Raw genomic sequence first — 23,389 nt, forward strand, 5'->3', positions numbered from 1 at the left:
TCGCCGCCGAGCGCCGCAGGATCTGGTCCCGGACCACTCACCCGGTAAGGAGACGCACATGACCGAGATCGACGCGGAGGCCCTGGCCGACCGCTACCTGGCTCAGTGGACGGAGCCGGACGCGGCCGGACGACGCGCGGCCATCGAGCGGCTGTGGGCGGAGAACGGCACCCACGTCCTCCGGCCGCCCGCGGAGATCCGGGAGATCGCCGAGGAACTCGGCTTCGCACACACGGCCCTGGAGGCTCGGGGACACGACGCGATCGAGTTCCGAGTGACCCGTAGCTACGAGCGGTTCGTCGAGAAGAAGGGGTTCACGTTCAGGCGCCGCACCGATGCGATGCGTCTCCACGGCGTCGTCCGGTTCGGCTGGGAGACGGTGGTCGACGCGACCGGCGATGTCGTGGGTGGCGGCTCGGAGATCCTGGTCCTGGACGACGACGGCCGGATCGAGGTCGACTACATGTTCCCCGGGGCCTGACCGTCAGCAGCCGACGCCCCCGGCCCGGCGGCCGCTCGGAGCGCGTCGGCCGTCGGCTGGTCGGCGGGCAGGAAGGCTTCGAGCTTCAGCTCGGCAAGCGTCACGTCGACGGCGGTGGCGAAGCTCGTCACCGTGGTCATCAGGCGCAGCTCACCGCGTGAGGACCGCAGCCGGAGCGGAACCGCGAAGCCGAGCTGCCCGGCGGACTCCCCGAGCTCGGGGACGTAACCGGAGAGCTCGTCGCGCAGCTCCCGCAGGTGGCCGAGGCGCGCCAGGACATGGCGCGCCCATTCGGCCAGGTTCCGGATGCGGGGCGCGAGGCCGTCGGGGTGCAGCGCGAGGCGGTAGACGTTCGTGCCCGGGCCGATCAGCTCCGGCGCGGCACCTTCGGTGATCAAGTCGAACGCGGTGTTCGCGGCGATGAGGTCACCCCGGCGGTCCACCACCAGCGCCGGGTAGGGCAGGTGTCCGCGGAGGATGTGATCGATGGCCTTGCGGACGGGGGCCAGCACCGGGTCGTCCAACGCGCTCTCGGGATAGGCCGGCGCGTAACCGGCGGCCAGCAGCAGTTCGTTGCGTTCCCTCAGCGGCAGCTCCAGCGACTCGGTCAGCCGCACCACCATGTTCCGGCCGGGGACCGACCTGCCCGATTCGATGAAGCTGAGGTGGCGCTGGGTCGTGCCCGCCCGCAGCGCCAGGTCGAGTTGGCTGACGTGCAGGCGGGTACGGCGTTCGCGAAGCGCGCGGGGAAAGTCCACGCACCTGTTGTAGCTGTGGGGGCGGTCGCGGACCATTCCCTTCGGGGAATGGCCGCCCCGCCACCCGGCCCCGGCCGGCTCAGCTGTCGAAGCCGAGCCCCAGCCGGTCCATGGTCCGCAGCCACAGGTTGCGGTGCCCGCCGTGGCTGTCCGCCCGGGCGAGGGACCTCTTGGTGAGCTCGATCCCGGTCCAGGCGAACGGCTCGGGCGGGAAGGGCATCGGCTTGGTGCGGACCATGCCGAGCGCGGTCCGCACGGTCTCCCGCCCCGACAGGAGGTCGAGCATGACCTCGGCCCCGAAGCGCGTGGCTCCGACGCCCAGCCCGGTGTACCCGGCGGCGTACGCGACCCGGCCGCGGTGCGCCGTACCGAAGAAGGCGGAGAACCGGGAGCAGGTGTCGATCGCACCGCCCCAGGCATGGCTGAAACGCACGCCGGACAGTTGGGGAAAGCACTCGAAGAACTGCCCGGCGAGCTTCAGGAAGGTCTCCGGCCGCTGGTCCAGCGACGCGTCCAGCCGGCCGCCGTACGGATAGACGGCGTCGTAGCCGCCCCACAGGATCCGGTTGTCGGCGGAGAGCCGGAAATAGTGGAACTGGTTGGCGCTGTCCCCCAGCCCCTGGCGGTTGCGCCAGCCGACCGAGGCGAGCTGCTCCTCGCTCAGCGGCTCCGTCATGAGCGCGTAGTCGTACACCGGGACCGTGTACGGGCGCACCCTCCGCACCAGCGAGGGGAAGACGTTCGTACCGAGTGCGACGTCCCGCGCGAACACCCTGCCGTACGGGGTGCGGACCGCCGTGGCCGCGCCCGACCGGGCGATGCCGATGCCCGGGGTGCGCTCGTAGATCCGTACGCCGAGACCCAGGCATGCCTCCTTCAGGCCCCAGGCGAGCTTCGCCGGGTGCAGCATGGCGACGCCGCGCCGGTCCAGCAGCCCGCCCAGGAATGTCGGCGAGTCGACTTCCGCGCGCACCTGGTCGCGGTCCAGGAACTCGAGGCCACCGAGGCCCAGGCCCTCGGCCCGGCGGTGCCATTCCCGCAGCTCGTCGAGGTGATGAGGCTGGGTCGCCACATCGATCTCGCCGGTGCGCTCGAAATCGCAGTCCAGGGAGTAGCGGGTGACGGCCGCCTCGATGGCGTCGAGGTTGCGCGCGCCCAGCTCCTCCAGCTTCCCGATCTCGTCCGGCCAGCGCTCCAGACCGTTGGCCAGGCCATGGGTCAGCGAGGCGGCGCAGAAGCCGCCGTTGCGGCCCGAAGCGGCCCAGCCCACCTCATGGCCCTCGATGAGGACGACATCGCGCCCGGGGTCCCGTTCCTTGGCGATCAGCGCGGTCCACAGTCCGCTGTAGCCGCCGCCGACGACCAGGAGATCGCACCGCTCGTCCCCGGTCAGGGCAGGGCGGGCTTCCGGCTTTCCCGGGTCGTCGAGCCAGTAGGACAGGGGGCGCGCTTCGGAGAGTGAGTGTGCGGCAGTACGCATGGCATCCGGCGCCATGGTTTCCAACTCCTTCGATGTGGATGCTCTTACTTTCCCGCGTTGCTCCTGCGCCGGTTCGCGACGAGCTGTCCGACGAGAACGACCGCCACGGCGATGACGAACATGGCCGTGCCGATGACGTTGATCTGCACAGGCGTTCCACGCTGCGCCGAGCCCCACACGAACATGGGGAACGTCACCGTGGAGCCCGCGTTGAAGTTGGTGATGATGAAATCGTCGAAGGAGAGCGCGAAGGCGAGCAGCGCTCCCGCGGCGATTCCCGGTGCGGCGATCGGAAGCGTCACCCGGACGAATGTCTGCACGGGGCCCGCGTACAGATCTCGGGCGGCTTCCTCCAGCCTCGGGTCCATCGACATCACGCGCGCCTTGACCGCGGTCACCACGAAGCTGAGGCAGAACATGATGTGGGCGATGAGGACGGTCCAGAAGCCGAGTTCGGCGCCCATGTTGAGGAAGAGCGTGAGCAGCGACGCCGCCATGACGACCTCGGGCATCGCCATCGGCAGGAAGATCAGGGAACTCACCGCGCCGCGCGCCCGGAAGCGGTAGCGGACCAGCGCGAAGGCGATCATCGTGCCGAGCACGGTGGCCCCGACGGTCGCCCAGACCGCGATCCGCAGCGAGAGCGAGAGCGAACCGCAGAGGTCGGCGACGCCGCAGGGATCCTTCCACGCGTCCAGGGAGAACTCCTGCCAGGCGTAGTTGAAACGCCCCACCGGCCGGTTGAAGGAGAAGACCATCACGACGACGTTCGGCAGGATCATGTAGGCCAGGGTCAGCAGGCCCGCGATCACGACCAGGTTCCGGCGGATCATGCGCAGTACGGGCATCAGACCAGGTCCTCCGTCCCGGAGCGGCGGATGTAGACGGTGACCACGAGCAGGACGACCGCCATGAGGATGAAGGAGAGCGCGGCCGCCGTCGGGTAGTCCAGGACCCGCAGGAACTGGGTCTGGATGACGCTGCCGACCATCTTGGTGTCGGTGGAGCCGAGGAGTTCCGCGTTGACGTAGTCGCCGCTGGCCGGGATGAACGTCAGCAGGGTGCCGGAGACGACACCGGGCATGGACAGCGGCAGCGTCACCTTGCGGAAGGTGGTGGCGGGGGTGGCGTACAGGTCGCCGGCGGCCTCGTGGAGCCGGCCGTCGATCCGTTCCAGCGAGGTGTAGAGCGGAAGGATCATGAACGGGAGGAAGTTGTACGTCAGGCCGCAGACGACGGCCATGGGGGTGGCCAGGACCCGGTTGTTCTCGGTCCAGCCGAGCCAGGCGGTGACGTCCAGGACGTGCAGGCTGTCGAGTACGCCGACGACCGCGCCGCCGTCCGCGAGGATCGTCTTCCAGGCCAGCGTCCGGATCAGGAAGCTGGTGAAGAACGGCGCGACGACCAGCACGAGCACCAGGTTGCGCCAGCGGCCCGCCTTGAACGCGATCAGGTAGGCGAGCGGGTAGCCGAGCAGCAGGCACAGGAGCGTGGCGGTGCCGGCGTAGAGCAGGGACCGGACGAACTGCGGGTAGTAGTCGGCCAGGGCCTCCCAGTACGTCCGGAAGTGCCAGGTGACCTCGAAGCCCTTCTCCAGGGATCCCGTCTGGACGGAGGTCGACGCCTGGTAGACCATCGGCAGCGCGAAGAACACGACCAGCCACAGGATGCCGGGGAGCAGCAGCCAGTAGGGGACGAGCCGCCTGCGGGTGGACGGCTTGCGGACCGCTGCCTCCGCGGAGGGCGCGGGTGGCGCCTTCGTGACGCTCACGCCACCTCCTCCAGGCCTTCCGTGCCGGCGTCGATGGACTGGTCCGCGTCGAGTCCGAAGGTGTGCTCGGGGTTCCAGTGCAGGACGACGTCGGCGCCGGGTACGAGCCGGCTGTCGCGCTCGATGTTCTGCTCGTAGACCTGGAGCGCCGTGCCGGCCGGGCTCTCGACGACGTACTGCGTGGAGACGCCGATGAAGCTGGAGTCGGTGATGCGGCCGGTGACCTGGTTGCGGCCGTCGGGTATCGCGGCCGCGTCGGCGGTGTGGGTGAGGGAGATCTTCTCGGGGCGGACGCCCACGAGCAGCTTGTCCCCGCTCCGGGCGGGGGACGCGCACCGCCCGCCGGGAAGCCTGAGCTTCCCGCCGCCGGCCGTGACGACGACGTCCGTGCCCGTGGAGACGACCTCCCCCTCGATGAGGTTGGAGGTGCCGAGGAAGTTCGCCACGAAGGTGGTCCGGGGGTTTTCGTAGAGGTCGGCGGGGGCGCCGAGCTGTTCGACCCGGCCGCCGTTCATCACCGCGACGGTGTCGGCCATGGTCATGGCTTCCTCCTGGTCGTGGGTGACGTGGACGAACGTGATGCCGACCTCGGTCTGGATCCGCTTGAGTTCGAGCTGCATCTGGCGCCGCAGCTTGAGGTCGAGGGCGCCCAGGGGCTCGTCGAGGAGGAGGACCTGGGGGTGGTTGATGAGCGCGCGGGCCACGGCGACGCGCTGCTGCTGCCCGCCGGAGAGCTGGTGCGGCTTGCGGTGGGCGAAGTCGCCGAGCTGGACGAGTTCCAGCATCTCGCCGACCTGCTTCTTCACGGACCTGATGCCTCGGCGGCGCAGCCCGAAGGCGACGTTCTCGCTGACGTCGAGGTGCGGGAAGAGCGCATAGCTCTGGAAGACGGTGTTGACGGGCCGCTTGTAGGGGGGCAGGCCGGTGATGTCGCGGCCGCCGAGGGAGACCGTGCCGGTGGTCGCCTCCTCAAGGCCCGCGATCATGCGCAGGGTGGTGGTCTTGCCGCAGCCGGACGCGCCGAGCAGCGCGAAGAAGGAGCCCTGCGGGACGGTGAGGTCGAGGGGGTGCACTGCGGTGAATGAGCCGTAGGTCTTGCTGATCCCGGTGAGACGGACGTCGCCGCCCTCTGTCTGCTGCTGTGTCATGGGTCGCGGTCCCAGTGGTGTCGGGGGAGAACGGGGGGACGGGCCGGTCAGGCGCCGATGAGTTTGGCGAACTTCTCCTCGTACGCCGTCTCTTCCTCGGAGCTGAGGGAGCGGAAGGCCCGCGACTTCGCGGCCATCGCCTTGTCGGGGAGGATCAGCGTGTTGGAGGCCATCGACTCGTCGATCTTCGCCAGTTCGCCGGCGACACCGTCCACCGGGCAGACGTAGTTGATGTAGGCGGCGAGCTGGGCCGCGACGGGGAGCTCGTAGTAGTAGTCCATGAGCTTCTCGGCGTTGGTCTTGTGCCGGGCCTGGGCCGGGACCAGCATGTTGTCGCTCGACGTGATGTAACCGGCGGACGGGATGGAGAACTTGATCGCCGGGTTGTCCGCCTGGAGCTGGATGATGTCGCCCGCCCAGGCGACACAGGCCGCGATGTCGCCCTTGCTCAGGTCAGCGGTGTAGTCGTTGCCGGTGAAACGGCGTATCTGCTTCGTGTCGACACCCTTCTGCATGCGGCCGATCGCCGCGTCGAAGTCGGCGTCGGTGAAGGCGCCCGGGTCCTTGCCCATGTCGAGGAGCGTCATTCCGACCGAGTCGCGCATCTCGGAGAGGAAGGAGACCTTGCCCTTGAGCTTCGGGTCGTCGAGCAGCTGGGTGACGGAGTCGACCTTCCGGCCGCCGGTCGCCTTCTCGTTGTAGGCGATGACGGTCGGGATGCCGGTCCATGGATAGGAGTAGGCGCGCCCCGGGTCCCAGTCGGGCCTGCGGAACTGGGCCGACAGGTTGGCGAAGGCGTGCGGGAGGTTCGCGTGGTCGAGCTTCTGCGCCCAGCCGAGCCGGATGATGCGTGCGGCCAGCCAGTCCGTCACGATGATCAGGTCACGGCCGGTGTCCTGGCCCGCCGCGAGCTGCGGCTTGATCTTCCCGAAGAACTCGACGTTGTCGTTGATGTCCTCGGTGTACTTGACCTTGATCCCGGTGCGTTTCGTGAACGCGGCCAGCGTCGGACGGCTCTTCTCGTCCTCGCCGACGTCCATGTACTCGGTCCAGTTGGAGAAGTTGATCTGCTTCTCCGCTGCCGAGTGGTCGTCGGAGGCCGCGGCGTCCCCTTCCCGCTCGGCGGGCGGGATGCCGCACGCGCTCAGCGCCCCGAGGCCGCCGAGTGCGAGGGCTGCCGTGCCCGACGCCCGGAGGAGGGAACGGCGGGTGAGGGCGCCCCTGCCGTCTCTGAGGCTGCGCCTCATTGCGGCCAGCTGGGGCGCGGAGAGGCGCTCGGGCTCGTACTGCTCCATACGCGTGTGCCCTTCCGGGTGGGTGGGACCGCCGGCCGGCGGTCGCTGCTATCGGTCCCCGAAGACGGTGCGGTGCCAGTCCTTCACGGCCACCGCGGTGTTGTCGTACATGACGTGCTTGACCTGTGTGTACTCATCGAAGGAGTACGACGACATGTCCTTGCCGAAGCCGCTGGCGCCGTAGCCGCCGTGCGGCATCTCGCTGATGATCGGGATGTGGTCGTTGATCCACACACAGCCCGCCCTGAGCTCACGGGTGGCACGGTTGGCCCGGTACAGCCCGGTGGTCCAGGCGGAGGCGGCAAGGCCGTACGGGGTGTCGTCGGCGAGGCGGATTCCCTCGTCGTCGGTGTCGAAGGGCAGCACGACCAGGACGGGGCCGAAGATCTCCGAGGTGACGATCTCGCTGTCCTGGGCCGCGTCCGTGATCAGGGTCGGCCGGTAGTAGGCGCCGTCGGCGAGTCCGCCTCCGGGAGCCTCGCCCCCGGTGACGACGGTGGCGTAGGCGCGGGCCCTGTCGACGAATCCGGCGACCCGGTCGCGCTGCTGACGGCTGATCAGCGGGCCGAGGTCGGTGGCCGGGTCGAAGGGGTCACCGAGCCGCACACTCTCCATCAGGGTGGCGACCCCGCTCACGAACGCGTCGCAGAGGGGGCGCTGGACGTAGGCGCGGGTCGCGGCCGTGCAGTCCTGGCCGGTGTTGATCAGGGCTCCGGCGACCGCTCCGTGTACCGCGGCTTCGAGATCGGCGTCGTCGAAGACGAGGAAGGGCGCCTTGCCGCCGAGTTCCAGGTGGAGGCGCTTGACGGTGGAGGCGGCGAGCGCGGCGACCCGCTTGCCCACGGCGGTGGAGCCGGTGAACGAGGTCATCACGACGTCGGGGTGGCTCACGAGGTGCTCACCCGCGTCCCGGCCGGCACCGGAGACGATGTTGATCACGCCGTCGGGGATGCCGGCCTCCGTGGCGGCCCGGGCGAACATCAGCGAGGTCAGCGGCGTGATCTCGGCGGGCTTCAGCACGATGGTGTTGCCCGCCGCGACGGCCGGGAGGATCTTCCAGGCGGCCATCTGGAGCGGATAGTTCCAGGGCGCGATCGAGCCGATGACGCCGAGTGCCTCGCGGCGCACGTAGGAGGTGTGGTCGCCGCTGTACTCCCCCGCCGACTTCCCTTCGAGGTGGCGGGCGGCCCCGGCGAAGAAGGAGGCGTTGTCGACCGTGCCCGGGACGTCGAACTCGGTGGAGAGCTTGACCGGCTTTCCGCACTGCAGGGATTCGGCGTACGCGAACTCGTCGGCCTGCCCGTCGAGTACGGCGGCGAAGCGGTGCAGCGCCTCCGACCGTTCGCCCGGGGTCAGCCCGGACCAGCCGGGGAACGCCTCCCGGGCGGCGGCCACGGCCGCGTCGACGTCGTCGGTGCCCGCGAGTTCGTAGCGCAGGACCGTGCTGCCCGTCGCGGGGTCCACCACGTCCTGATGGCGTCCCGAGGTCCCGGGACGCAGCCGTCCGCCGATGTACTGCGCACCCTCGGCGAAGCGGTCCCGCACCTGGAAAGCGTTGCCCATGACGTTCTCCTCCGCTGCCCCCGTGACCAGGGGCGGCGTAGCTTCTTGTCGAATTGAGTGCCGATCCTGACAGAGCGCACCTCTACCAACAAGTGATTCCGTTGTTTCCTTTTGGTTACGCGACGGAATCTGTCGACGTTGTGTCTCGTGCGTACGGAAATCCCTGTACGGGCTGTCAGTGGCGGATGCCAGACTCGGCTGCCATGGGACGGGAACACATGGACGACCTCCTGGCGCGCACGGCCCGCGGGGAGAGAGTGAAGTACCTGCCGTTCTGGGGGCATCGGCCCCGCTCGGACGGCAGGCTCGGGGAGAGCTGCCTCAGTCAGTGGTGGCCCGCGCCGTTCACGGTCGATTCGGTCACCTACGCCTCGGCCGAGCACTGGATGATGGCCGGCAAGGCAAGGCTCTTCGGGGATGCCGAGGCCGAGGCCCTGGCCGTGTCCGCGAGCAGCCCGGCGGCGGCGAAGAAGGTGGGCCGGCTGGTCAAGGGCTTCGACGACGGCATATGGACGCAGGAGAGGTTCGCCCTGGTCGTCGAGGGCAGCGTCCACAAGTTCGGCCAGGACCCGGCGCTGCGGGCGTATTTGCTGGGGACCGGTGAGCGCGTGCTCGTCGAGGCCAGCCCGATGGACCGGATATGGGGCATCGGGCTCGCCAAGGACGATCCGCGCACAGCTGACCCGGCCTCCTGGCGAGGTCTGAATCTGCTGGGCTTCGCGCTCATGGAGGCCCGGACGCGGCTGAGCGCGGGGTGATACGACGCGTGGCCGGGACCCGGGACGCCTGTCCGGACCCCGGGCCCGGCCACGGTCAGCCGTGCGGCGCCGGTCAGCGGGAGGTGCCGACGACCAGGGACGTGGCGTAGGGGTCGTCGTAGTCGTAGCTGCTGCCCGACTCGTCGTTGGCGACGGCCCAGATCAGGAATCCGAGGAAGACCGCGCTGATGACGATCGAGACCGACCCCAGGATGATCCCGGCGAGGGCCATGCCCCCGTTGGTCGCCTCACCGCGCTTGGCGCGGCCCCGGCCGATGATCCCGAAGATGAGGGCGAGGATGCCCAGGATGATGCCGAACCCCCACATGCAGAAGCCGGCCACCGCGATGATGCCGAGCACCATCGCCGCGGTCCCCAGCCCGTTCGCGGGCGACGGACCCCAGGGCTGCTGGCCGCCGTAGCCGGGGTATCCCGGGTAGCCGTACGAGTGCGCGGGGGGAGCGGCCGGGTAGCCGTACGCCGCGGACGGCGCGGCGGGGGCGGCCGGGTAGCCGTACTGCCCGGGCTCCCCGGGCCCGTTCGGTCCGACCGGCGGGGCCGGGACTGGGGGCTGCTGTGGGCCGAAGGTGCCGGCCGGTCCGGGTATGGGTCCGGTGCCCGGGTCGGTGCCCGGCATGGACGTGACCGTGGGCTGGCTGTGCACGGCGGGCGGAACGGCGTCCGCGGGCTGCTTGCCGAGCTCGACCCTGCTGTCCGGCGGAGCCCACGGATCGCGCGGCGCGCCCTCGCCCCCGGGCTGCTGTGTGTTGTCTGACATGTGCCTCCCCCATCGTGGTCCCGCCATGCTACGGCCCGGCATCCGCCCGCAGGGCCCCGCCTACGATGATCGGTGCAGCCGGTACGCCCGGCCCACATCAGAGATCCGGGAGTATCCGATGAACGACCTGCACCCCTTCATCGCGGGGCTGCCCAAGGCCGAGCTCCACGTCCACCACGTGGGGTCGGCCTCGCCGCGCATCGTGGCCGAACTGGCGGCCCACCACCCCGACTCCAAGGTCCCCACGGACCCGGAGGCGCTGGCGGACTTCTTCACCTTCACCGACTTCGGGCACTTCATCGACATCTATCTCTCGGTGGTGGACCTGATCCGCACCCCCGAGGACGTCCGGCTGCTGACCTTCGAGATCGCCCGGGACATGGCACGGCAGAACATCCGGTACGCGGAACTGACCGTCACCCCGTTCAGCTCGACCCGACGGGGGATCCCGGAACAGGGCTTCATGGAGGCCATCGAGGACGCCCGCAAGGCGGCCGAGGCCGAGCTCGGTACCGTGCTGCGCTGGTGTTTCGACATTCCGGGCGAGGCCGGTCTCGAATCCGCCGAGGAGACCACCCGGCTCGCCGTCGACCTGCGGCCCGAGGGCCTGGTCTCCTTCGGTCTCGGCGGGCCCGAGATCGGCGTGGACCGTCCGCAGTTCAAGCCGTATTTCGACCGTGCGATCGCCGCGGGCCTGCACTCCGTCCCGCACGCCGGGGAGACCACCGGCCCGGGGACCGTCTGGGACGCGCTGACCGCGCTCAGGGCGGAGCGCATCGGCCACGGCACCAGCTCGACCCAGGATCCGGAGCTGCTGGCCCACCTCGCCGAGCACCGCATCGCCCTGGAGGTCTGCCCGACGTCGAACATCGCCACCGGGGCGGTCGCGGACATCGACCGGCACCCGATAAGGGAGATGGTCGAGGCGGGCGTCCTCGTCACGGTCAACAGCGACGACCCGCCGATGTTCGGCACCGACCTCAACAACGAGTACGGGGTGGCGGCCAGGCTCCTCGGCCTGGACGAGCGCGGAGTGGCCGATCTGGCGAAGAACGCCGTGGAGGCCTCGTTCCTCGACCCGGCCGGCAAGCGGACGCTGGCCGCCGAGATCGACACGTACACGACGAACTGGCTGGAGGCCCCCGGCCGGTGACCCCCGCCGGACACAATGACCCCATGACCACCACTGTCACCGCCGTGGCACACCGCGGCGATCCTTACCGTGCCCGCGAGAACACGCTCCCCTCGATCCGGTCCGCCGTGGAACGGGGGGCGGACGCGGTCGAGATCGATGTCCGCGTCACCCGGGACAAGGTGCCCGTGCTGCTCCACGACTCCACGCTGGAACGGCTGTGGGGCCATGACGTCCGCCTCGACCGGCTGGACCAGCGGGAGCTGAAGGAGAGGACCGGCGGTGGGGTGCCCGCCCTGCGTGAGGCGCTGTCCGCCGCCGGCGACCGGCGGATCATGGTCGACCTGCCCGGCGCGACCGACGCCTCCGTGAAGGAGGTCGTCGGTGTGGTGCGGGAGTGCGGGGCGCAGGACCGCGTGTACTACTGCGCGGACACGCACGCGATGCTGAAGGTGCGAGCGGCCGATCCGTCGGCCGAGATCGCCCTGACCTGGACGACGCTCGCACCCCCGCGTGCCGTGCTGCTGGAGGCGGTACGGCCGCGCTGGCTGAACTACCGGTTCGGGCTGCTGAGCCGCGAGCTGGCCGACCGTGTCCACGCCGACGGGCTGCTGGTCTCCGCCTGGACGGCGGACACCCGGCGCACCATGCGCCGGCTGCTCGCGTGCGGGGTCGACTCCATCACCACCAACCGCATCGGCACACTCCGGGCCCAGCTGGCGAACTCCCCTCGCTCCGCGCCCTCTTGATCGGTCCGGCATCATGGGCGGGTCCGTACCGTCCGTGATCCCAGGAGCAGACGTGACCGAGCCCGGCCGCCCCACCGCACCCTCCCGTGTACGTTCCGACATCGCCCACAACGCCCGGGTGTGGAACCACTGGCTGGGTGGCGGCGACAACTACCCCGTCGACCGCGCGGTGGGCGACCGGGTCACCGGCATGTACCCGAGCATCGGCGAAGTGGCGCGCGCCGACCGGGCGTTCCTGGGCCGGGTGGTGCGCCATCTGGCCGGTGACGCGGGCATCGGCCAGTTCCTGGACATAGGCACCGGGCTGCCGACCGCGGACAACACCCATGAGGTCGCCCAGCACACCGCGCCCGACGCGCGCGTCGTCTATGTCGACAACGACCCGATCGTCCTGGAGCACGCGCGCTCCCTGCTCAGCAGTTCGCCGGAGGGCGCCACCGAGTACGTCGACGCGGACGCCCGGGATCCGGAGCGCATCCTGCGCGCGGCCGGACGGACCCTGGACCTGCGGCGCCCCGTCGCGGTGATGATGCTGGGCATCCTCAACTTCGTCCTGGACACGGACGAGGCGAAGGGCATCGTGACCAGGCTGATGGACGCCCTGCCGTCCGGCAGCCATCTGGTGCTCACCCATCCCACGCTGGAGCTGGGCGGCGAGGGCAACGAGGCCGCGATGCGCTTCTGGAACGAGAACGCCACGCCACCGATCACGGCCCGCAGCCGTTTCGAGTTCGCCTCGTTCCTCGACGGCCTGGACATCCTGGAGCCGGGCATCGTGTCCTGCTCCCGCTGGCGGGCGGGCCCCGCGGGCCGGAACCCGGAGGTCGCCCAGTTCGGCGCGGTGGGCCGCAAGCCCTGACGAACGCCACGGCGACGGCCATCGCGGTGGCGGCCTTCGGGGCCCCTCCGGCCGGCGGGTGTCACGCCGCCACGGTCGCCGCCTCCAGGCGCTTGATCATGCGGCGGACGACGAGCAGCGGGATGACCCCGAAGACCCCGAAGGACATGTCGATGACGGACCACCAGAAGGGGATGTCCCGGATCGGCCCGCAGATCAGGGCGAGCGGGATGATTCCGGCACAGGCGATCATCCCGAACTCGATCACCCAGATGTTGCGGACCGGGTCACGGTAGGGACCGTAGAAGGCGACCGCGATGACGAGGTGGGCGAAGGCCAGCCAGTCGGTGCCGTACAGGACGAAGGGGTAGTTCGCGTCGGCCTCGTCGAGGCCGGTCCTGACCCGGGTGATCCACTCCATGAGGGCCGGGAAGTGCTCGGGGACGGGAGAGGCGGAGGACTGCAACAGGCTCTCCGTCCAGCGGAGTTCGGTGACCAGCGGGAAGGCGGTCAGCCCGCTGAGCACCAGACAGACGATGAAGACGACCAACCACACGCGTATGCGCCGCAAGAGGGCTCGCTCGCTCATGGTCGCAGCGTACGCCCATCATGAACACGTTCAAAAACCGGGTCCGGGGGACGCCGACGGCCCCGGGCGTGGATGCCCGGGGCCGTGGTGATCGACGTACGCGGATCAGTCGTCCAGCGACGTCATGACGTGCTTGATCCGGGTGTAGTCCTCGAAGCCGTACGCGGAGAGGTCCTTGCCGTAGCCGGACTTCTTGAACCCGCCGTGCGGCATCTCGGCGACGAGCGGGATGTGGGTGTTGATCCACACGCAGCCGAAGTCGAGGTTCTTGGACATGCGCATGGCGCGGGAGTGGTTCGTCGTCCACACCGAGGAGGCGAGCGCGTAGTCGACGCCGTTGGCGTACGCGACGGCCTGCTTCTCGTCGGTGAAGGACTGGACTGTGATGACGGGTCCGAAGACCTCGTTCTGGATGATCTCGTCGTCCTGCTTCAGACCGGAGACGACGGTCGGCGCGTAGAAGTAGCCCTTGTCGCCGACCCGGTGGCCGCCCGCCTCGACCTTGGCGTGGGCGGGGAGCCGCTCAATGAAGCCGCTCACCTGCTTCAGCTGGTTGGCGTTGTTGAGCGGACCGTACGCCACGTCCTCGTCGTCCGGCATGCCGGTCTTGGTGTCGGCGGCGGCCTTGGCGAGCGCGACGGTGAACTCGTCGTGGATCGACTCGTGGACCAGGACGCGGGTGGCGGCCGTACAGTCCTGGCCCGCGTTGAAGAAGCCCGCCTCACAGACGCCCGCGACGGTCCTGGCGATGTCGGCGTCCTCGAAGACCACGACGGGCGCCTTGCCGCCGAGCTCCAGGTGGACCCGCTTGACGTCCTTGGCCGCGGACTCGGCGACCTGCATGCCGGCCCGGACCGATCCGGTGATGGAGGCCATCGCCGGGGTCGGGTGCTCGACCATCGCGCGGCCGGTCTCGCGGTCACCGCAGATGACGTTGAAGACGCCCTTGGGCAGGATCTGCCCGATGATCTCGGCGATCAGCACGGTCGACGCCGGAGTGGTGTCGGACGGCTTGATGACGACCGTGTTCCCCGCGGCGAGCGCCGGGGCGAACTTCCACACGGCCATCATCAGCGGGTAGTTCCACGGCGCGACCTGGGCGCAGACGCCCACCGGCTCGCGGCGGACGATGGAGGTGAGGCCCTCCATGTACTCACCGGCCGAACGGCCTTCGAGCAGCCGGGCGGCGCCCGCGAAGAAGCGGATCTGGTCGACCGCCGGCGGGATCTCCTCCGTACGCGTGAGCCCCAGCGGCTTGCCGGTGTTCTCGGACTCGGCCGCGATCAGGTCCTCGGCCCGCTCCTCGAAGGCGTCCGCGATCTTCAGCAGTGCCTTCTGGCGCTCGGCGGGCGTCACGTCGCGCCAGGCGGGGAACGCGGCGGCGGCCGCGGCCATGGCGGCGTCGACGTCGGCCTGCCCGGAGAGCGGCGAGGTCGCGTAGACCTCTTCCGTCACCGGGTTGACCACGTCGATGGTCCGCCCGTCCGCGGCGTCCCGGAACTCTCCGTCGATGTAGTTGCGCAGACGGCGCACCTCGGTGGTCACAACCACCCCTCCTGTCGGCTGTCCGATGGGTGAGACTCCCACCCTAGACGGTTGGGTGACGCTTTCGACATACCCACCCGCCACGAACTTCGGATTCAGTGAGATTGCGACCCTCAGACAACGAATTTCATCGGTTCGGGCTTGCCAGACAGACGAGGCTCGGTGCACAGTGGAGATGTGGCCAGTCGCAGCGCAGACTCCAGGACCGGGAACGGATCGGCACCAGCGGTCGATGCCGTCTCCCTCGCAATCATCGAGCAGCTCCAGGAGGACGGACGCCGGCCGTACGCCGCGATCGGCAAGGCCGTGGGCCTCTCCGAAGCCGCCGTACGCCAGCGCGTGCAGAAGCTGCTGGACCAGGGCGTGATGCAGATCGTCGCCGTCACGGACCCGCTCACCGTGGGTCTGCGGCGTCAGGCGATGGTCGGGATCAACGTCGAGGGCGACCTCGACCCCGTGGCCGAGGCCCTGTCGGCCATGGCCGAGTGCGAGTACGTGGTGATGACCGCGGGCTCCTTCGACCTCATGGTGGAGATCGTCTGCGAGGACGACGACCACCTGCTGGAGACGATCAACAAACGCATCCGGGCCATTCCCGGAGTGCGCTCCACCGAGAGCTTCGTCTACCTCAAGCTCAAGAAGCAGACCTATATGTGGGGAACCCGATAGCCGTGAGCAAGGACCTCAGCCGGACCGCGTACGACCACCTGTGGATGCACTTCACCCGCATGTCGGACTACGAGAACGCGCCCGTTCCCACCATCGTGCGTGGCGAGGGCACCTACATCTACGACGACAAGGGGAAGCGCTACCTCGACGGCCTCTCCGGCCTGTTCGTCGTCAACGCCGGACACGGCCGTCACGAGCTCGCCGAGACGGCGTACAAGCAGGCGCAGGAGCTGGCCTTCTTCCCGGTGTGGTCCTACGCCCACCCCAAGGCCGTCGAGCTCGCCGAGCGGCTCGCCGACTACGCCCCGGGCGATCTCAACAAGGTCTTCTTCACCACCGGCGGCGGTGAGGCCGTGGAGACGGCCTGGAAGCTGGCCAAGCAGTACTTCAAGCTCAAGGGCAAGCCGACCAAGTACAAGGTCATCTCGCGTGCGGTCGCCTACCACGGCACCCCGCAGGGCGCCCTGTCGATCACCGGGCTGCCCGCGCTCAAGGCCCCGTTCGAGCCGCTGGTGCCGGGCGCGCACAAGGTGCCGAACACCAACATCTACCGCGCGCCGCTCTTCGGTGACGACCCGGAGGCCTTCGGCCGCTGGGCCGCCGACCAGATCGAGCAGGAGATCCTCTTCGAGGGCCCGGACACCGTCGCCGCGGTCTTCCTGGAGCCCGTGCAGAACGCCGGCGGCTGTTTCCCGCCCCCGCCCGGCTACTTCCAGCGGGTCCGCGAGATCTGCGACAAGTACGACGTGCTGCTCGTCTCCGACGAGGTCATCTGCGCCTTCGGCCGCCTCGGCACGATGTTCGCCTGCGACAAGTTCGGCTACGTGCCGGACATGATCACCTGCGCCAAGGGCATGACCTCGGGCTACTCCCCCATCGGTGCCTGCATCATCTCCGACCGGCTGGCCGAGCCGTTCTACGAGGGCGACAACACCTTCCTGCACGGCTACACCTTCGGCGGCCACCCGGTCTCCGCCGCGGTCGGGCTCGCCAACCTCGACATCTTCGAGCGCGAGGGTCTCAACCAGCACGTCCTGGACAACGAGAACGCGTTCCTGACGACGCTGCAGAAGCTGCACGACCTGCCGATCGTCGGCGACGTCCGCGGCAACGGCTTCTTCTACGGCATCGAGCTGGTGAAGGACAAGGCCACCAAGGAGACGTTCACCGACGAGGAGACCGAGCGCGTCCTGTACGGCTTCCTCTCCAAGGCGCTGTACGAGAACGGCCTCTACTGCCGGGCCGACGACCGCGGCGACCCGGTCGTCCAGCTCGCCCCTCCGCTGATCTCCGACCAGTCGACCTTCGACGAGATCGAGGGCATTCTGCGCGGCGTCCTGACGGAGGCCTGGGCGAAGCTCTGACCGACACCGGCTGCCGCTCCCGGAGCTTCCGGCAGTCATTTCATACGGACCACACGCGGCCCGGATGCACCCGTTCGAGTGAGAAGGGGGGCGTCCGGGCCGCGTACTGTCCCGACACCTCGCTCCGGCTGCCTAGCGTGCCGAGTGACCGATCGGCTTCTTTCTCGTTGTATTCGTCCCCCCGTTACCGGGGACAGGAAATCTGATCCGAACCGAGGTGTACGCCATGGTGGCCCCGCCCGACAACGACGTGATCTGGGCACGTTCCCTGCACCACTCCCACAACGGATCACCGGGGCTCGGTGGTGTCTCCCTCGGTGTCCGCGACGGCGAGGTCCTCGCCGTGTCCGGGCCTCGCGGGTGCGGGAAGTCGACGCTGCTGCACTGCCTCTCCGGACAGCTGGTACCCGAGCAGGGCGAGGTCTGGTTCAACAGCGTGCCCGTGCACACCATGGGCCCCAGGCTGCGCGAACGGCTCCGCCGGGAGAGATTCGGCTGGATCGCGGCCGAGCCCCAGCTCGTGCCCGAGCTCAGCACCTGGGAGAACGCCGCCCTGCCGCTGCTGCTGCGGGGCGTCTCGCACCGGGCGGCGAAGAAGGCCGCCATGGAGTGGCTGGAGCGCCTGGACATCGGCCCGCTCGCCAAGAAGCGGCCGCACACCCTGCTCCAGTCGCAGCGCCAGCGGATCTCCGTGGCCCGCGCCCTGGCCGGGTCGCCGTCCGTGATCTTCGCGGACGAGCCGACCGCGACGCTGCACCACGCCGAGCGCACCCAGCTCCTGCGCACCCTCACCACGGCGGCACGGTCGCACGGGATCACCGTCGTGCTCGCCACCCACGACGCGGAGATCGCCCGGCTCGCGGACCGTGTGGTCGGCCTCCTGGACGGCCGCCGCGTCACCACCGTCTCCCTGCCCGCCGCGGCCGATACGGAAGGCCGCTCGGCGTGCTCGCTCTCCGTCTGACCCGCGGCTCGCACCCCCTGGTCCTGATGCGGCGGCTGCTCCTCGCCGCCGCATCGGCGGGGGTGGGCTTCCTGCTCCTGTGCACCCTGGGGTACGCCTCCGGGCACCCGGCGCACACGTCGAGCTCCGTGCTGCGGCTGCTGTGGTGCGCCGTTCCCCTCGCGGCGACCGTGCAGTTCGCGGTGGCGGTCGCGCGTACGGACCCGAGCACCCGCCCTCGCCCCGGGCTCTTCGCCGCCGGCCTCGGACCGGCGCGGCTCGCCCTGCTGGCGGCGATCTCGACCGCGGTCTCCACCACGCTGGGTTCGGTGGTGGCGCTGCTCTTCTTCCTCCACCTGCGTGGCGACCTGACCGGCCTGCCTTTCGACGGCGGCGCGGCCGAGTTCCTGGGCGCGGGCACCCCGCTGCCCCTCGCCGCGGCCCTCACCCTGCTGGCCCTGGTGCCGCTGGCCTCGTCCGCGGCCGGCGGGCTCGCGCTGCGCTCCAGGCCGGTCGCCCCGTCCGACGCCCAGGAGGCCGAGGAGGACCTCGCGCCCGCCCCGGTGCCGAAGGGGCTGCCGTGGGGGGTCGCGCTCACGGCGGCCGGGCTCGCGGTCGAGGCGTACGCGAGCCGGGGCTCGGCGGGCAGCCCGTTCCCCCTGCCGGGCCGGCTCGACTCCACCCCGGCGGCCGTGCTCGCGGGCTGGATCCTCACCGCGATCGGCCTGGCCATGGCGGGGCCGGGTCTCACCCATCTGTGCGGACGGCTGCTCCAGGCGGTGCGCCCGGGGGCCGTACGGCTGCTGGCGGGCCGGGTCCTGATGGACGAGGCGTGCAGGATCGGCCGCCCGCTGGGAATCGTCTGCGCGGTGCTGTCCGGGGTGATCGCGGCCTCCGTGCTCTACACCGGCGGGGACCGTCCCTTCGGTCCGCTCACCGCGCTCGGCGCCGTACTCGTCATCGGCTGCACCGTGGCGACCTTGCTGACCACCGCGCTCGAGGCACGGCAGGCCCGTGCCCGTACGGCCAGGACCCTGCTGCGGCTCGGCGCCCCGGCCTCCTCGCTCCGCATGGCCGCCGCCCTGCGGGCGCTGGTGCTGCTGGCCGTCTTCGCCCCGCTGACCTGGGCGATCGCGGAGCTGGCGGCACTGCCTCTGACGGAGTGACCTCGGCCGCCGGGGCGGTACGTAGCATGGCGGCGTGGAGAAACCGGACGAGTACACCTACGCACCCGGCGTCGAGATCGAGACGCTCACCGCATTCGACCAGGCAGTCGCGGCAGGAAACCTGGCCGGCCACCGGATCCAGGCCGTCGATCTGACGGACCGGAGCGACGCGCTGCTCGCGACCGGCACCCGGGGCGCCGTCTTCCTCGGCTGTCGCGTGGAGCCGCGCGCCGAGGCGAAGATACGCGCCGACGGGGCCTTCGTCTTCCCGCCGGTGCCCGGCCTCCCCTTCGACCCGTACCGCGGGCTGCTCTACACCCCCGACGCCCTGTACGAGGGCCTGGCGGAGGGCGGTTACGCCGCGACCCCCGACGCGCGGGCGTACGGCTGGTTCCAGCTGACCAGGACCAACGGCGACGTCTTCGCCTCGATGCTGCGGGCGCTGCACGACGACGCGGTCTCCGACGCGCTGGACGAACACCTCACCGGCGCCCGTGTGGTGGGCGTGATGGGTGGCCACGCGATGGCCCGCGGCTCCGAGGAGTACCGTGGCGCCGCCATGCTCGGCAGGGATCTGGCGCGCAGCGGGCTGACCGTCGCGACGGGCGGCGGGCCGGGCGCCATGGAGGCGGCCAACCTCGGCGCGTACGCGGCTCCGCACTCCGACGCCATGCTGCTGAAGGCCTGCGAACTCCTCGCCTCGGCGCCGTCGTTCAGCCCGTCGGTCACCGACTGGGCCATGGCCGCCTTCGCCGTGAGGGAGCGCTGGCCCGACGGAGGGTCCTCGGTCGCGATCCCCACCTGGTTCTACGGCCACGAACCGCCGAACGCCTTCGCCGACCACGTCGCCAAGTACTTCGCGAACGCGGTGCGCGAGGACGGGCTGCTGGCCCGCTCGACCGCGGGTGTGATCTTCCTGCCGGGGGCCGCGGGAACGGTGCAGGAGATTTTCGACAACGCGACGCCGAACTACTACGAGTCGCGTTCCGCGCCCACGCCGATGGTCCTGGTCGACCGCGCGCACTGGACCGAGAAGCTGCCCGCCTGGCCGCTGCTGAGCGCGCTCGCGGCGGGCCGGGCGATGGAGTCCCGCATCGCGCTCGTGGACACGGTGGAGGAGGCGGCCGGGGCGCTCGCCCGGCTGGCGGGCTGACCCGGCCCCGACGGGCTCAGCCGGCGGCGAGCCGGGTGTCGAGGGCGTCGAAGAACGCCTCCCAGCCGTCCTCGGCCGCCGCGTACTGCTCGGGGGTGAGATGGCCGCCTCTCTGCCGGAAGACCATCTCGGTGGAGTTCCGGCTCCGCTCCGTGAGGGTGACCGTGACGGTCTCGCCCTCGGTGCCGGCGGGCGCGCTTCCGTCCTCGAGCGTGAACACGAGCCGCTCGGGGGCGGACACCTCCTGGTAGACACCGTGGAAGGGCATCTCCGCACCGGGCACCACGATGACCAGGCTCCATTCGCCGCCAGGCGTGACATCCATCGACATCCGGTCGAGGGGCACGTCGGCGTCGCCTCCGTACCAGGCGGCGAAGTCCTCGGGATCCGTCCATGCCTCGAACACACGGTCGCGGCGCGCCGCGACGACGCGGGTGATGTCGATGCCCTCGCGCGCTGAGTCAGCCATGGTCCCTGGTTCCTTTCCGGATGTCCCTGTCCAGAGGATCAGGCTCGGGGACCGGCCGCCACCCGGAGGGTTCGGGCCGGGGGCAGAACCACCGTCTCAGCCGGGTCGAAGGTCACGCCCACGGTGGCCCCCTCCTCCGGGGTGTCCCGCAGGGAGCACTCCGCCTCCAGGGCCGGCCCGTCGTCGGGGTGCAGGGTGACGGTGACGTGGTGGCCGCGGAAGGTGCGTACGCCCACCGTGCAGCGCAGGCCTTCCCCGGGGCCGCCGATCCGGACGCCGCCCGGCCGCACGAGCAGCTCGCACGCGCCCTGCGGCGAGTCCTCGGGCACCGGGACCTTGCCCCAGACGGTGTCGGCGGCCGTGCCCGTGACCGTGGCGTCCACCAGGTTGTCGAAGCCGAGGAAGCGGGCGACGAACGCCGACGCGGGGTGCTGCCAGACCTCCAGCGGGGTGCCCGCCTGGGCGATCCGGCCGTCCCGCATGACCACGACCCGGTCGGCGAGCGCGAATGCCTCGCCCTGGTCGTGGGTGACGGCGAGCACCGTGGTGCCCAGCCGGCCGAAGAGGGTGCGCAGTTCGACGACGAGCCGTTCGCGCAGGCTCCGGTCCAGCTGGCCCAGCGGTTCGTCCAGCATCAGCAGCTTCGGGCGTGGTGCCAGGGCCCGGGCGAGGGCCACCCGCTGCTGTTCGCCGCCGGACAGGGCGGCGACGGCCCGCCGCCCGGCCCCGGGCAGGCCGACCATGTCCAGGAGTTCAGCGGCTCTGCGGTCGCGCTCCGGGCGGGGGACGCCGTGCATCCGCAGTCCGAAGGCGACGTTGGCGCCGACGTCCCGGTGCGGGAAGAGCTGGTGGTCCTGGAACATCAGTCCGAGCCCGCGCCGGTGCACCGGAAGCCGTGCCTGGTCCGCGCCGTCCAGGAACACCCGCCCGCCGTCCAGGGGCTGGAGCCCGGCCACGGCCCGCAGCAGCGTCGACTTGCCGCTGCCGCTCGGGCCCAGCACGCAGACGATCTCGTGGTCGGCGACCTGCAGGTCCACCGCGTCCAGGGCCGTCCGCTTCCCGAACCGCACCGTGGCCGACTCCACTGTCAGCATCTCTAGAACTCCCCGGATCGGTCGGTACGGATACGTTCGAGCAGGAGCAGCGACACCGCGCAGACCAGCATCAGGATCGTGCTGAGGGCCATCGCCTGCCCGTAGTTGAGCTCGCCCGACCGCCCCAGCAGCCGGGCGACGGCGACCGGCAGGGTGGGGTTGTCGGGGCGTGCGATGAACACGGTCGCGCCGAACTCACCGAGCGACACGGCGAAGGCGAAGCCCGCCGCCACCAGCACCGCCCGCCGCACCAGCGGCAGGTCGACCTCCCGCCAGGCCCGCAGCGGCGACGCGCCGAGCACCGCCGCGGCCTCCCGCAGCCGGTCGTCCACCGCGCGCAGGACGGGCAGCATGGTCCGTACGACGAAGGGGACGCCCACCAGTGCCTGGGCGAGCGGCACGAGGATCCAGGACGTACGCAGATCGAGCGGCGGCTTGTCGAGCGTGATCAGGAAGCCGAAGCCGACGGTGACCGCCGACACTCCGAGCGGAAGCATCAGCAGGGCGTCGAAACCGCGTACCAGCGGGCCTGCCCTTCTGGTCAGTGCAGCCGCGGCGAGACCCCCGACCACGAGGGCGATCAGCGTCGCGACCAGCGCGTAACGCAGGGAGTTGCCGATGGCGTCGAGCGGCGGGACCAGGAAGGTGGAGCCGCTCGCGTCGGCCGACTGCAGCGCGCGGTAGAAGCCGAAGCCGTAGCCGCCCGAGGTGTCCAGGGAGCGTTCCACCAGTACGCCGAGCGGCACCACGATCAGCAGCAGGACGGTCAGCAGCACCCCGCCGAGCAGCGCCCACTGCCCTGCTCCGTGCGGGCGGCGGGAGGTCTGCGCCGGATCGACGAGCTTCAGCGCGGTCTCACGGCGCCGTACGGTCCACGTGTGGACGGCGAGGATCCCGCCGACCGCGGCGAACTGCACCAGCGTCAGTACGGCGGCCGTCGGCAGGTCGAGCAGCTGCGCGGTCTGCCGGTAGATCTCCACCTCCAGCGTGGAGTAGGCCGGGCCGCCGAGGATCTGGACGACCCCGAAGGAGGTGAAGGTGAAGAGGAAGACCATCAGGGCCGCCGCGGCCACGGCCGGGGCGAGCGCGGGCAGGGTCACGCGCCGCCAGACGGCGAGGCGGCCGGCCCCGAGCACCCGGGCGGCCTCCTCCTGGCGGGGGTCCATCTGGGACCACAGGCCGCCGACGGTCCGTACGACGACCGCGTAGTTGAAGAACACATGGGCGAGCAGGATCGCCCACACGGTCGTGTCGAGGCGGATTCCCCAGAGCTCGTCGAGGAACCCGCCGCGTCCCAGCAGCGCCAGGAACGCCGTGCCCACGACGACGGTGGGCAGGACGAACGGCACGGTCACGAGGGCACGCAGCAGTTGTTTGCCGGGGAAGTCGAAGCGGGCGAAGACATAGGCGCCGGGCAGCGCGATCAGCAGGGTGAGAGCGGTCGAGGCGAGGGCCTGCCAGGTGGTGAACCAGAGGACGTCGATGATGTCCGGCCGGCTCAGCACCGTGCCGATCCGGCCGAACTGCCAGGCTCCGTCCGTCTTCAGGCCCCGGCCGACGATCGCGACGACCGGGTAGGCGAAGAACAGCGCGAAGAACGCGACGGGCACGGCCATGAGGCCGAGCCGCACCGCGTTCCCCCTCCA

At 70.6% G+C, this 23,389-nt stretch carries 23 protein-coding genes; 10 read left to right on the top strand and 13 right to left on the bottom strand.

Going from position 1 to position 23,389, the window contains the following annotated elements:
- Positions 1-58: 58 nt before the first annotated feature.
- Positions 59-481, top strand: a complete 423-nt coding sequence (locus tag AB0P41_RS26025) for a hypothetical protein (RefSeq protein ID WP_356713669.1) — start codon at positions 59-61, stop codon at positions 479-481.
- Here the strand turns inward: AB0P41_RS26025 and AB0P41_RS26030 are convergent.
- The 7 genes from AB0P41_RS26030 to AB0P41_RS26060 all read right to left on the bottom strand — a co-directional run bounded on the left by AB0P41_RS26030 (position 460) and on the right by AB0P41_RS26060 (position 8,496).
- Positions 460-1,239: a helix-turn-helix transcriptional regulator gene (locus AB0P41_RS26030; RefSeq protein WP_365934461.1), complete on the bottom strand. Its 780-nt coding sequence runs from the start codon at positions 1,237-1,239 to the stop codon at positions 460-462. The two genes, AB0P41_RS26025 and AB0P41_RS26030, sit on opposite strands and share 22 nt — an antisense overlap.
- Before the next feature lie 79 nt (positions 1,240-1,318).
- Positions 1,319-2,734: an FAD-binding oxidoreductase gene (locus AB0P41_RS26035; protein ID WP_365934463.1), complete on the bottom strand. Its 1,416-nt coding sequence runs from the start codon at positions 2,732-2,734 to the stop codon at positions 1,319-1,321.
- Between the two features lie 29 nt (positions 2,735-2,763).
- On the bottom strand, positions 2,764-3,567 hold the full coding sequence (locus AB0P41_RS26040; RefSeq protein WP_356713663.1) for an ABC transporter permease: 804 nt from the start codon (positions 3,565-3,567) through the stop codon (positions 2,764-2,766).
- Complete coding sequence (locus AB0P41_RS26045; RefSeq protein ID WP_365934465.1) at positions 3,567-4,490, bottom strand: ABC transporter permease; 924 nt, start codon at positions 4,488-4,490, stop codon at positions 3,567-3,569. The genes AB0P41_RS26040 and AB0P41_RS26045 overlap by 1 nt, the downstream gene beginning before the upstream one ends.
- A complete protein-coding gene (locus AB0P41_RS26050) occupies positions 4,487-5,638 on the bottom strand; it encodes an ABC transporter ATP-binding protein (protein ID WP_365934467.1) in 1,152 nt (383 codons plus the stop codon). Before AB0P41_RS26050 ends, AB0P41_RS26045 begins: the two co-directional genes overlap by 4 nt.
- 47 nt (positions 5,639-5,685) lie before the next feature.
- Positions 5,686-6,933 carry a spermidine/putrescine ABC transporter substrate-binding protein gene (locus tag AB0P41_RS26055; RefSeq protein WP_365934469.1) on the bottom strand — a complete coding sequence of 416 codons (1,248 nt, stop codon included), beginning with the start codon at positions 6,931-6,933 and terminating at the stop codon, positions 5,686-5,688.
- Positions 6,934-6,981: 48 nt separating this feature from the next.
- Positions 6,982-8,496 (bottom strand): gamma-aminobutyraldehyde dehydrogenase, encoded by a 1,515-nt coding sequence (locus tag AB0P41_RS26060; protein ID WP_365934471.1) that lies wholly within the window; start codon positions 8,494-8,496, stop codon positions 6,982-6,984.
- Between the two features lie 203 nt (positions 8,497-8,699).
- Here AB0P41_RS26060 and AB0P41_RS26065 point away from each other — a divergent pair, with 203 nt between their 5' ends.
- Positions 8,700-9,254 carry an NADAR family protein gene (locus AB0P41_RS26065; protein WP_365934473.1) on the top strand — a complete coding sequence of 185 codons (555 nt, stop codon included), beginning with the start codon at positions 8,700-8,702 and terminating at the stop codon, positions 9,252-9,254.
- Between the two features lie 73 nt (positions 9,255-9,327).
- On the opposite strand, the gene AB0P41_RS26070 is transcribed toward AB0P41_RS26065, so the two are convergent.
- Positions 9,328-10,032, bottom strand: coding sequence for a DUF4190 domain-containing protein (locus AB0P41_RS26070; protein ID WP_356713650.1), 705 nt, complete (start codon positions 10,030-10,032; stop codon positions 9,328-9,330).
- 118 nt (positions 10,033-10,150) lie between these two features.
- On the opposite strand from AB0P41_RS26070, the gene AB0P41_RS26075 reads away from it, so the two are divergent.
- Genes AB0P41_RS26075 through AB0P41_RS26085 form a run of 3 tightly spaced genes read left to right on the top strand, consistent with a single transcriptional unit; the run spans position 10,151 to position 12,772 of the window.
- A complete protein-coding gene (locus AB0P41_RS26075) occupies positions 10,151-11,185 on the top strand; it encodes an adenosine deaminase (RefSeq protein WP_356713648.1) in 1,035 nt (344 codons plus the stop codon).
- A 23-nt stretch (positions 11,186-11,208) separates the two neighbouring features.
- Positions 11,209-11,913, top strand: a complete 705-nt coding sequence (locus AB0P41_RS26080) for a glycerophosphodiester phosphodiesterase (protein ID WP_356713646.1) — start codon at positions 11,209-11,211, stop codon at positions 11,911-11,913.
- 52 nt (positions 11,914-11,965) lie between these two features.
- Positions 11,966-12,772 carry an SAM-dependent methyltransferase gene (locus AB0P41_RS26085; protein WP_356713644.1) on the top strand — a complete coding sequence of 269 codons (807 nt, stop codon included), beginning with the start codon at positions 11,966-11,968 and terminating at the stop codon, positions 12,770-12,772.
- 61 nt (positions 12,773-12,833) lie between these two features.
- On the opposite strand, the gene AB0P41_RS26090 is transcribed toward AB0P41_RS26085, so the two are convergent.
- Both AB0P41_RS26090 and AB0P41_RS26095 read right to left on the bottom strand, forming a co-directional pair.
- Positions 12,834-13,340: a hypothetical protein gene (locus tag AB0P41_RS26090; RefSeq protein ID WP_365934476.1), complete on the bottom strand. Its 507-nt coding sequence runs from the start codon at positions 13,338-13,340 to the stop codon at positions 12,834-12,836.
- A gap of 105 nt (positions 13,341-13,445) precedes the next feature.
- A complete protein-coding gene (locus tag AB0P41_RS26095; RefSeq protein WP_356713640.1) occupies positions 13,446-14,885 on the bottom strand; it encodes a gamma-aminobutyraldehyde dehydrogenase in 1,440 nt (479 codons plus the stop codon).
- 162 nt (positions 14,886-15,047) lie between these two features.
- On the opposite strand from AB0P41_RS26095, the gene AB0P41_RS26100 reads away from it, so the two are divergent.
- The 5 genes from AB0P41_RS26100 (at position 15,048) to AB0P41_RS26120 (ending at position 20,180) form a co-directional block, all read left to right on the top strand.
- Complete coding sequence (locus AB0P41_RS26100; RefSeq protein WP_356713638.1) at positions 15,048-15,554, top strand: Lrp/AsnC family transcriptional regulator; 507 nt, start codon at positions 15,048-15,050, stop codon at positions 15,552-15,554.
- Positions 15,539-16,918 carry an aspartate aminotransferase family protein gene (locus AB0P41_RS26105; RefSeq protein WP_356713636.1) on the top strand — a complete coding sequence of 460 codons (1,380 nt, stop codon included), beginning with the start codon at positions 15,539-15,541 and terminating at the stop codon, positions 16,916-16,918. Before AB0P41_RS26100 ends, AB0P41_RS26105 begins: the two co-directional genes overlap by 16 nt.
- A gap of 226 nt (positions 16,919-17,144) precedes the next feature.
- Entirely contained in the window at positions 17,145-17,882 is a 738-nt protein-coding gene (locus AB0P41_RS26110; RefSeq protein WP_356713634.1) for an ATP-binding cassette domain-containing protein, read from the top strand.
- Positions 17,864-19,027 (top strand): hypothetical protein, encoded by a 1,164-nt coding sequence (locus AB0P41_RS26115; protein ID WP_365934478.1) that lies wholly within the window; start codon positions 17,864-17,866, stop codon positions 19,025-19,027. Before AB0P41_RS26110 ends, AB0P41_RS26115 begins: the two co-directional genes overlap by 19 nt.
- Before the next feature lie 34 nt (positions 19,028-19,061).
- Entirely contained in the window at positions 19,062-20,180 is a 1,119-nt protein-coding gene (locus AB0P41_RS26120) for a Rossmann fold nucleotide-binding protein (protein WP_365934480.1), read from the top strand.
- A 16-nt stretch (positions 20,181-20,196) separates the two neighbouring features.
- Here AB0P41_RS26120 and AB0P41_RS26125 read toward each other — a convergent pair whose 3' ends face one another.
- From AB0P41_RS26125 to AB0P41_RS26135, 3 genes are read right to left on the bottom strand one after another with little or no spacing between them, the layout of a single operon-like run.
- Positions 20,197-20,649 carry an SRPBCC domain-containing protein gene (locus AB0P41_RS26125; protein WP_365934482.1) on the bottom strand — a complete coding sequence of 151 codons (453 nt, stop codon included), beginning with the start codon at positions 20,647-20,649 and terminating at the stop codon, positions 20,197-20,199.
- A 38-nt stretch (positions 20,650-20,687) separates the two neighbouring features.
- Positions 20,688-21,743, bottom strand: a complete 1,056-nt coding sequence (locus tag AB0P41_RS26130) for an ABC transporter ATP-binding protein (RefSeq protein WP_356713625.1) — start codon at positions 21,741-21,743, stop codon at positions 20,688-20,690.
- Between the two features lie 2 nt (positions 21,744-21,745).
- Complete coding sequence (locus AB0P41_RS26135) at positions 21,746-23,359, bottom strand: iron ABC transporter permease (protein WP_365934528.1); 1,614 nt, start codon at positions 23,357-23,359, stop codon at positions 21,746-21,748.
- Positions 23,360-23,389 lie beyond the last annotated feature (30 nt).

The organism is Streptomyces sp. NPDC079167, from assembly GCF_040686735.1.
GTDB lineage: Bacteria > Actinomycetota > Actinomycetes > Streptomycetales > Streptomycetaceae > Streptomyces.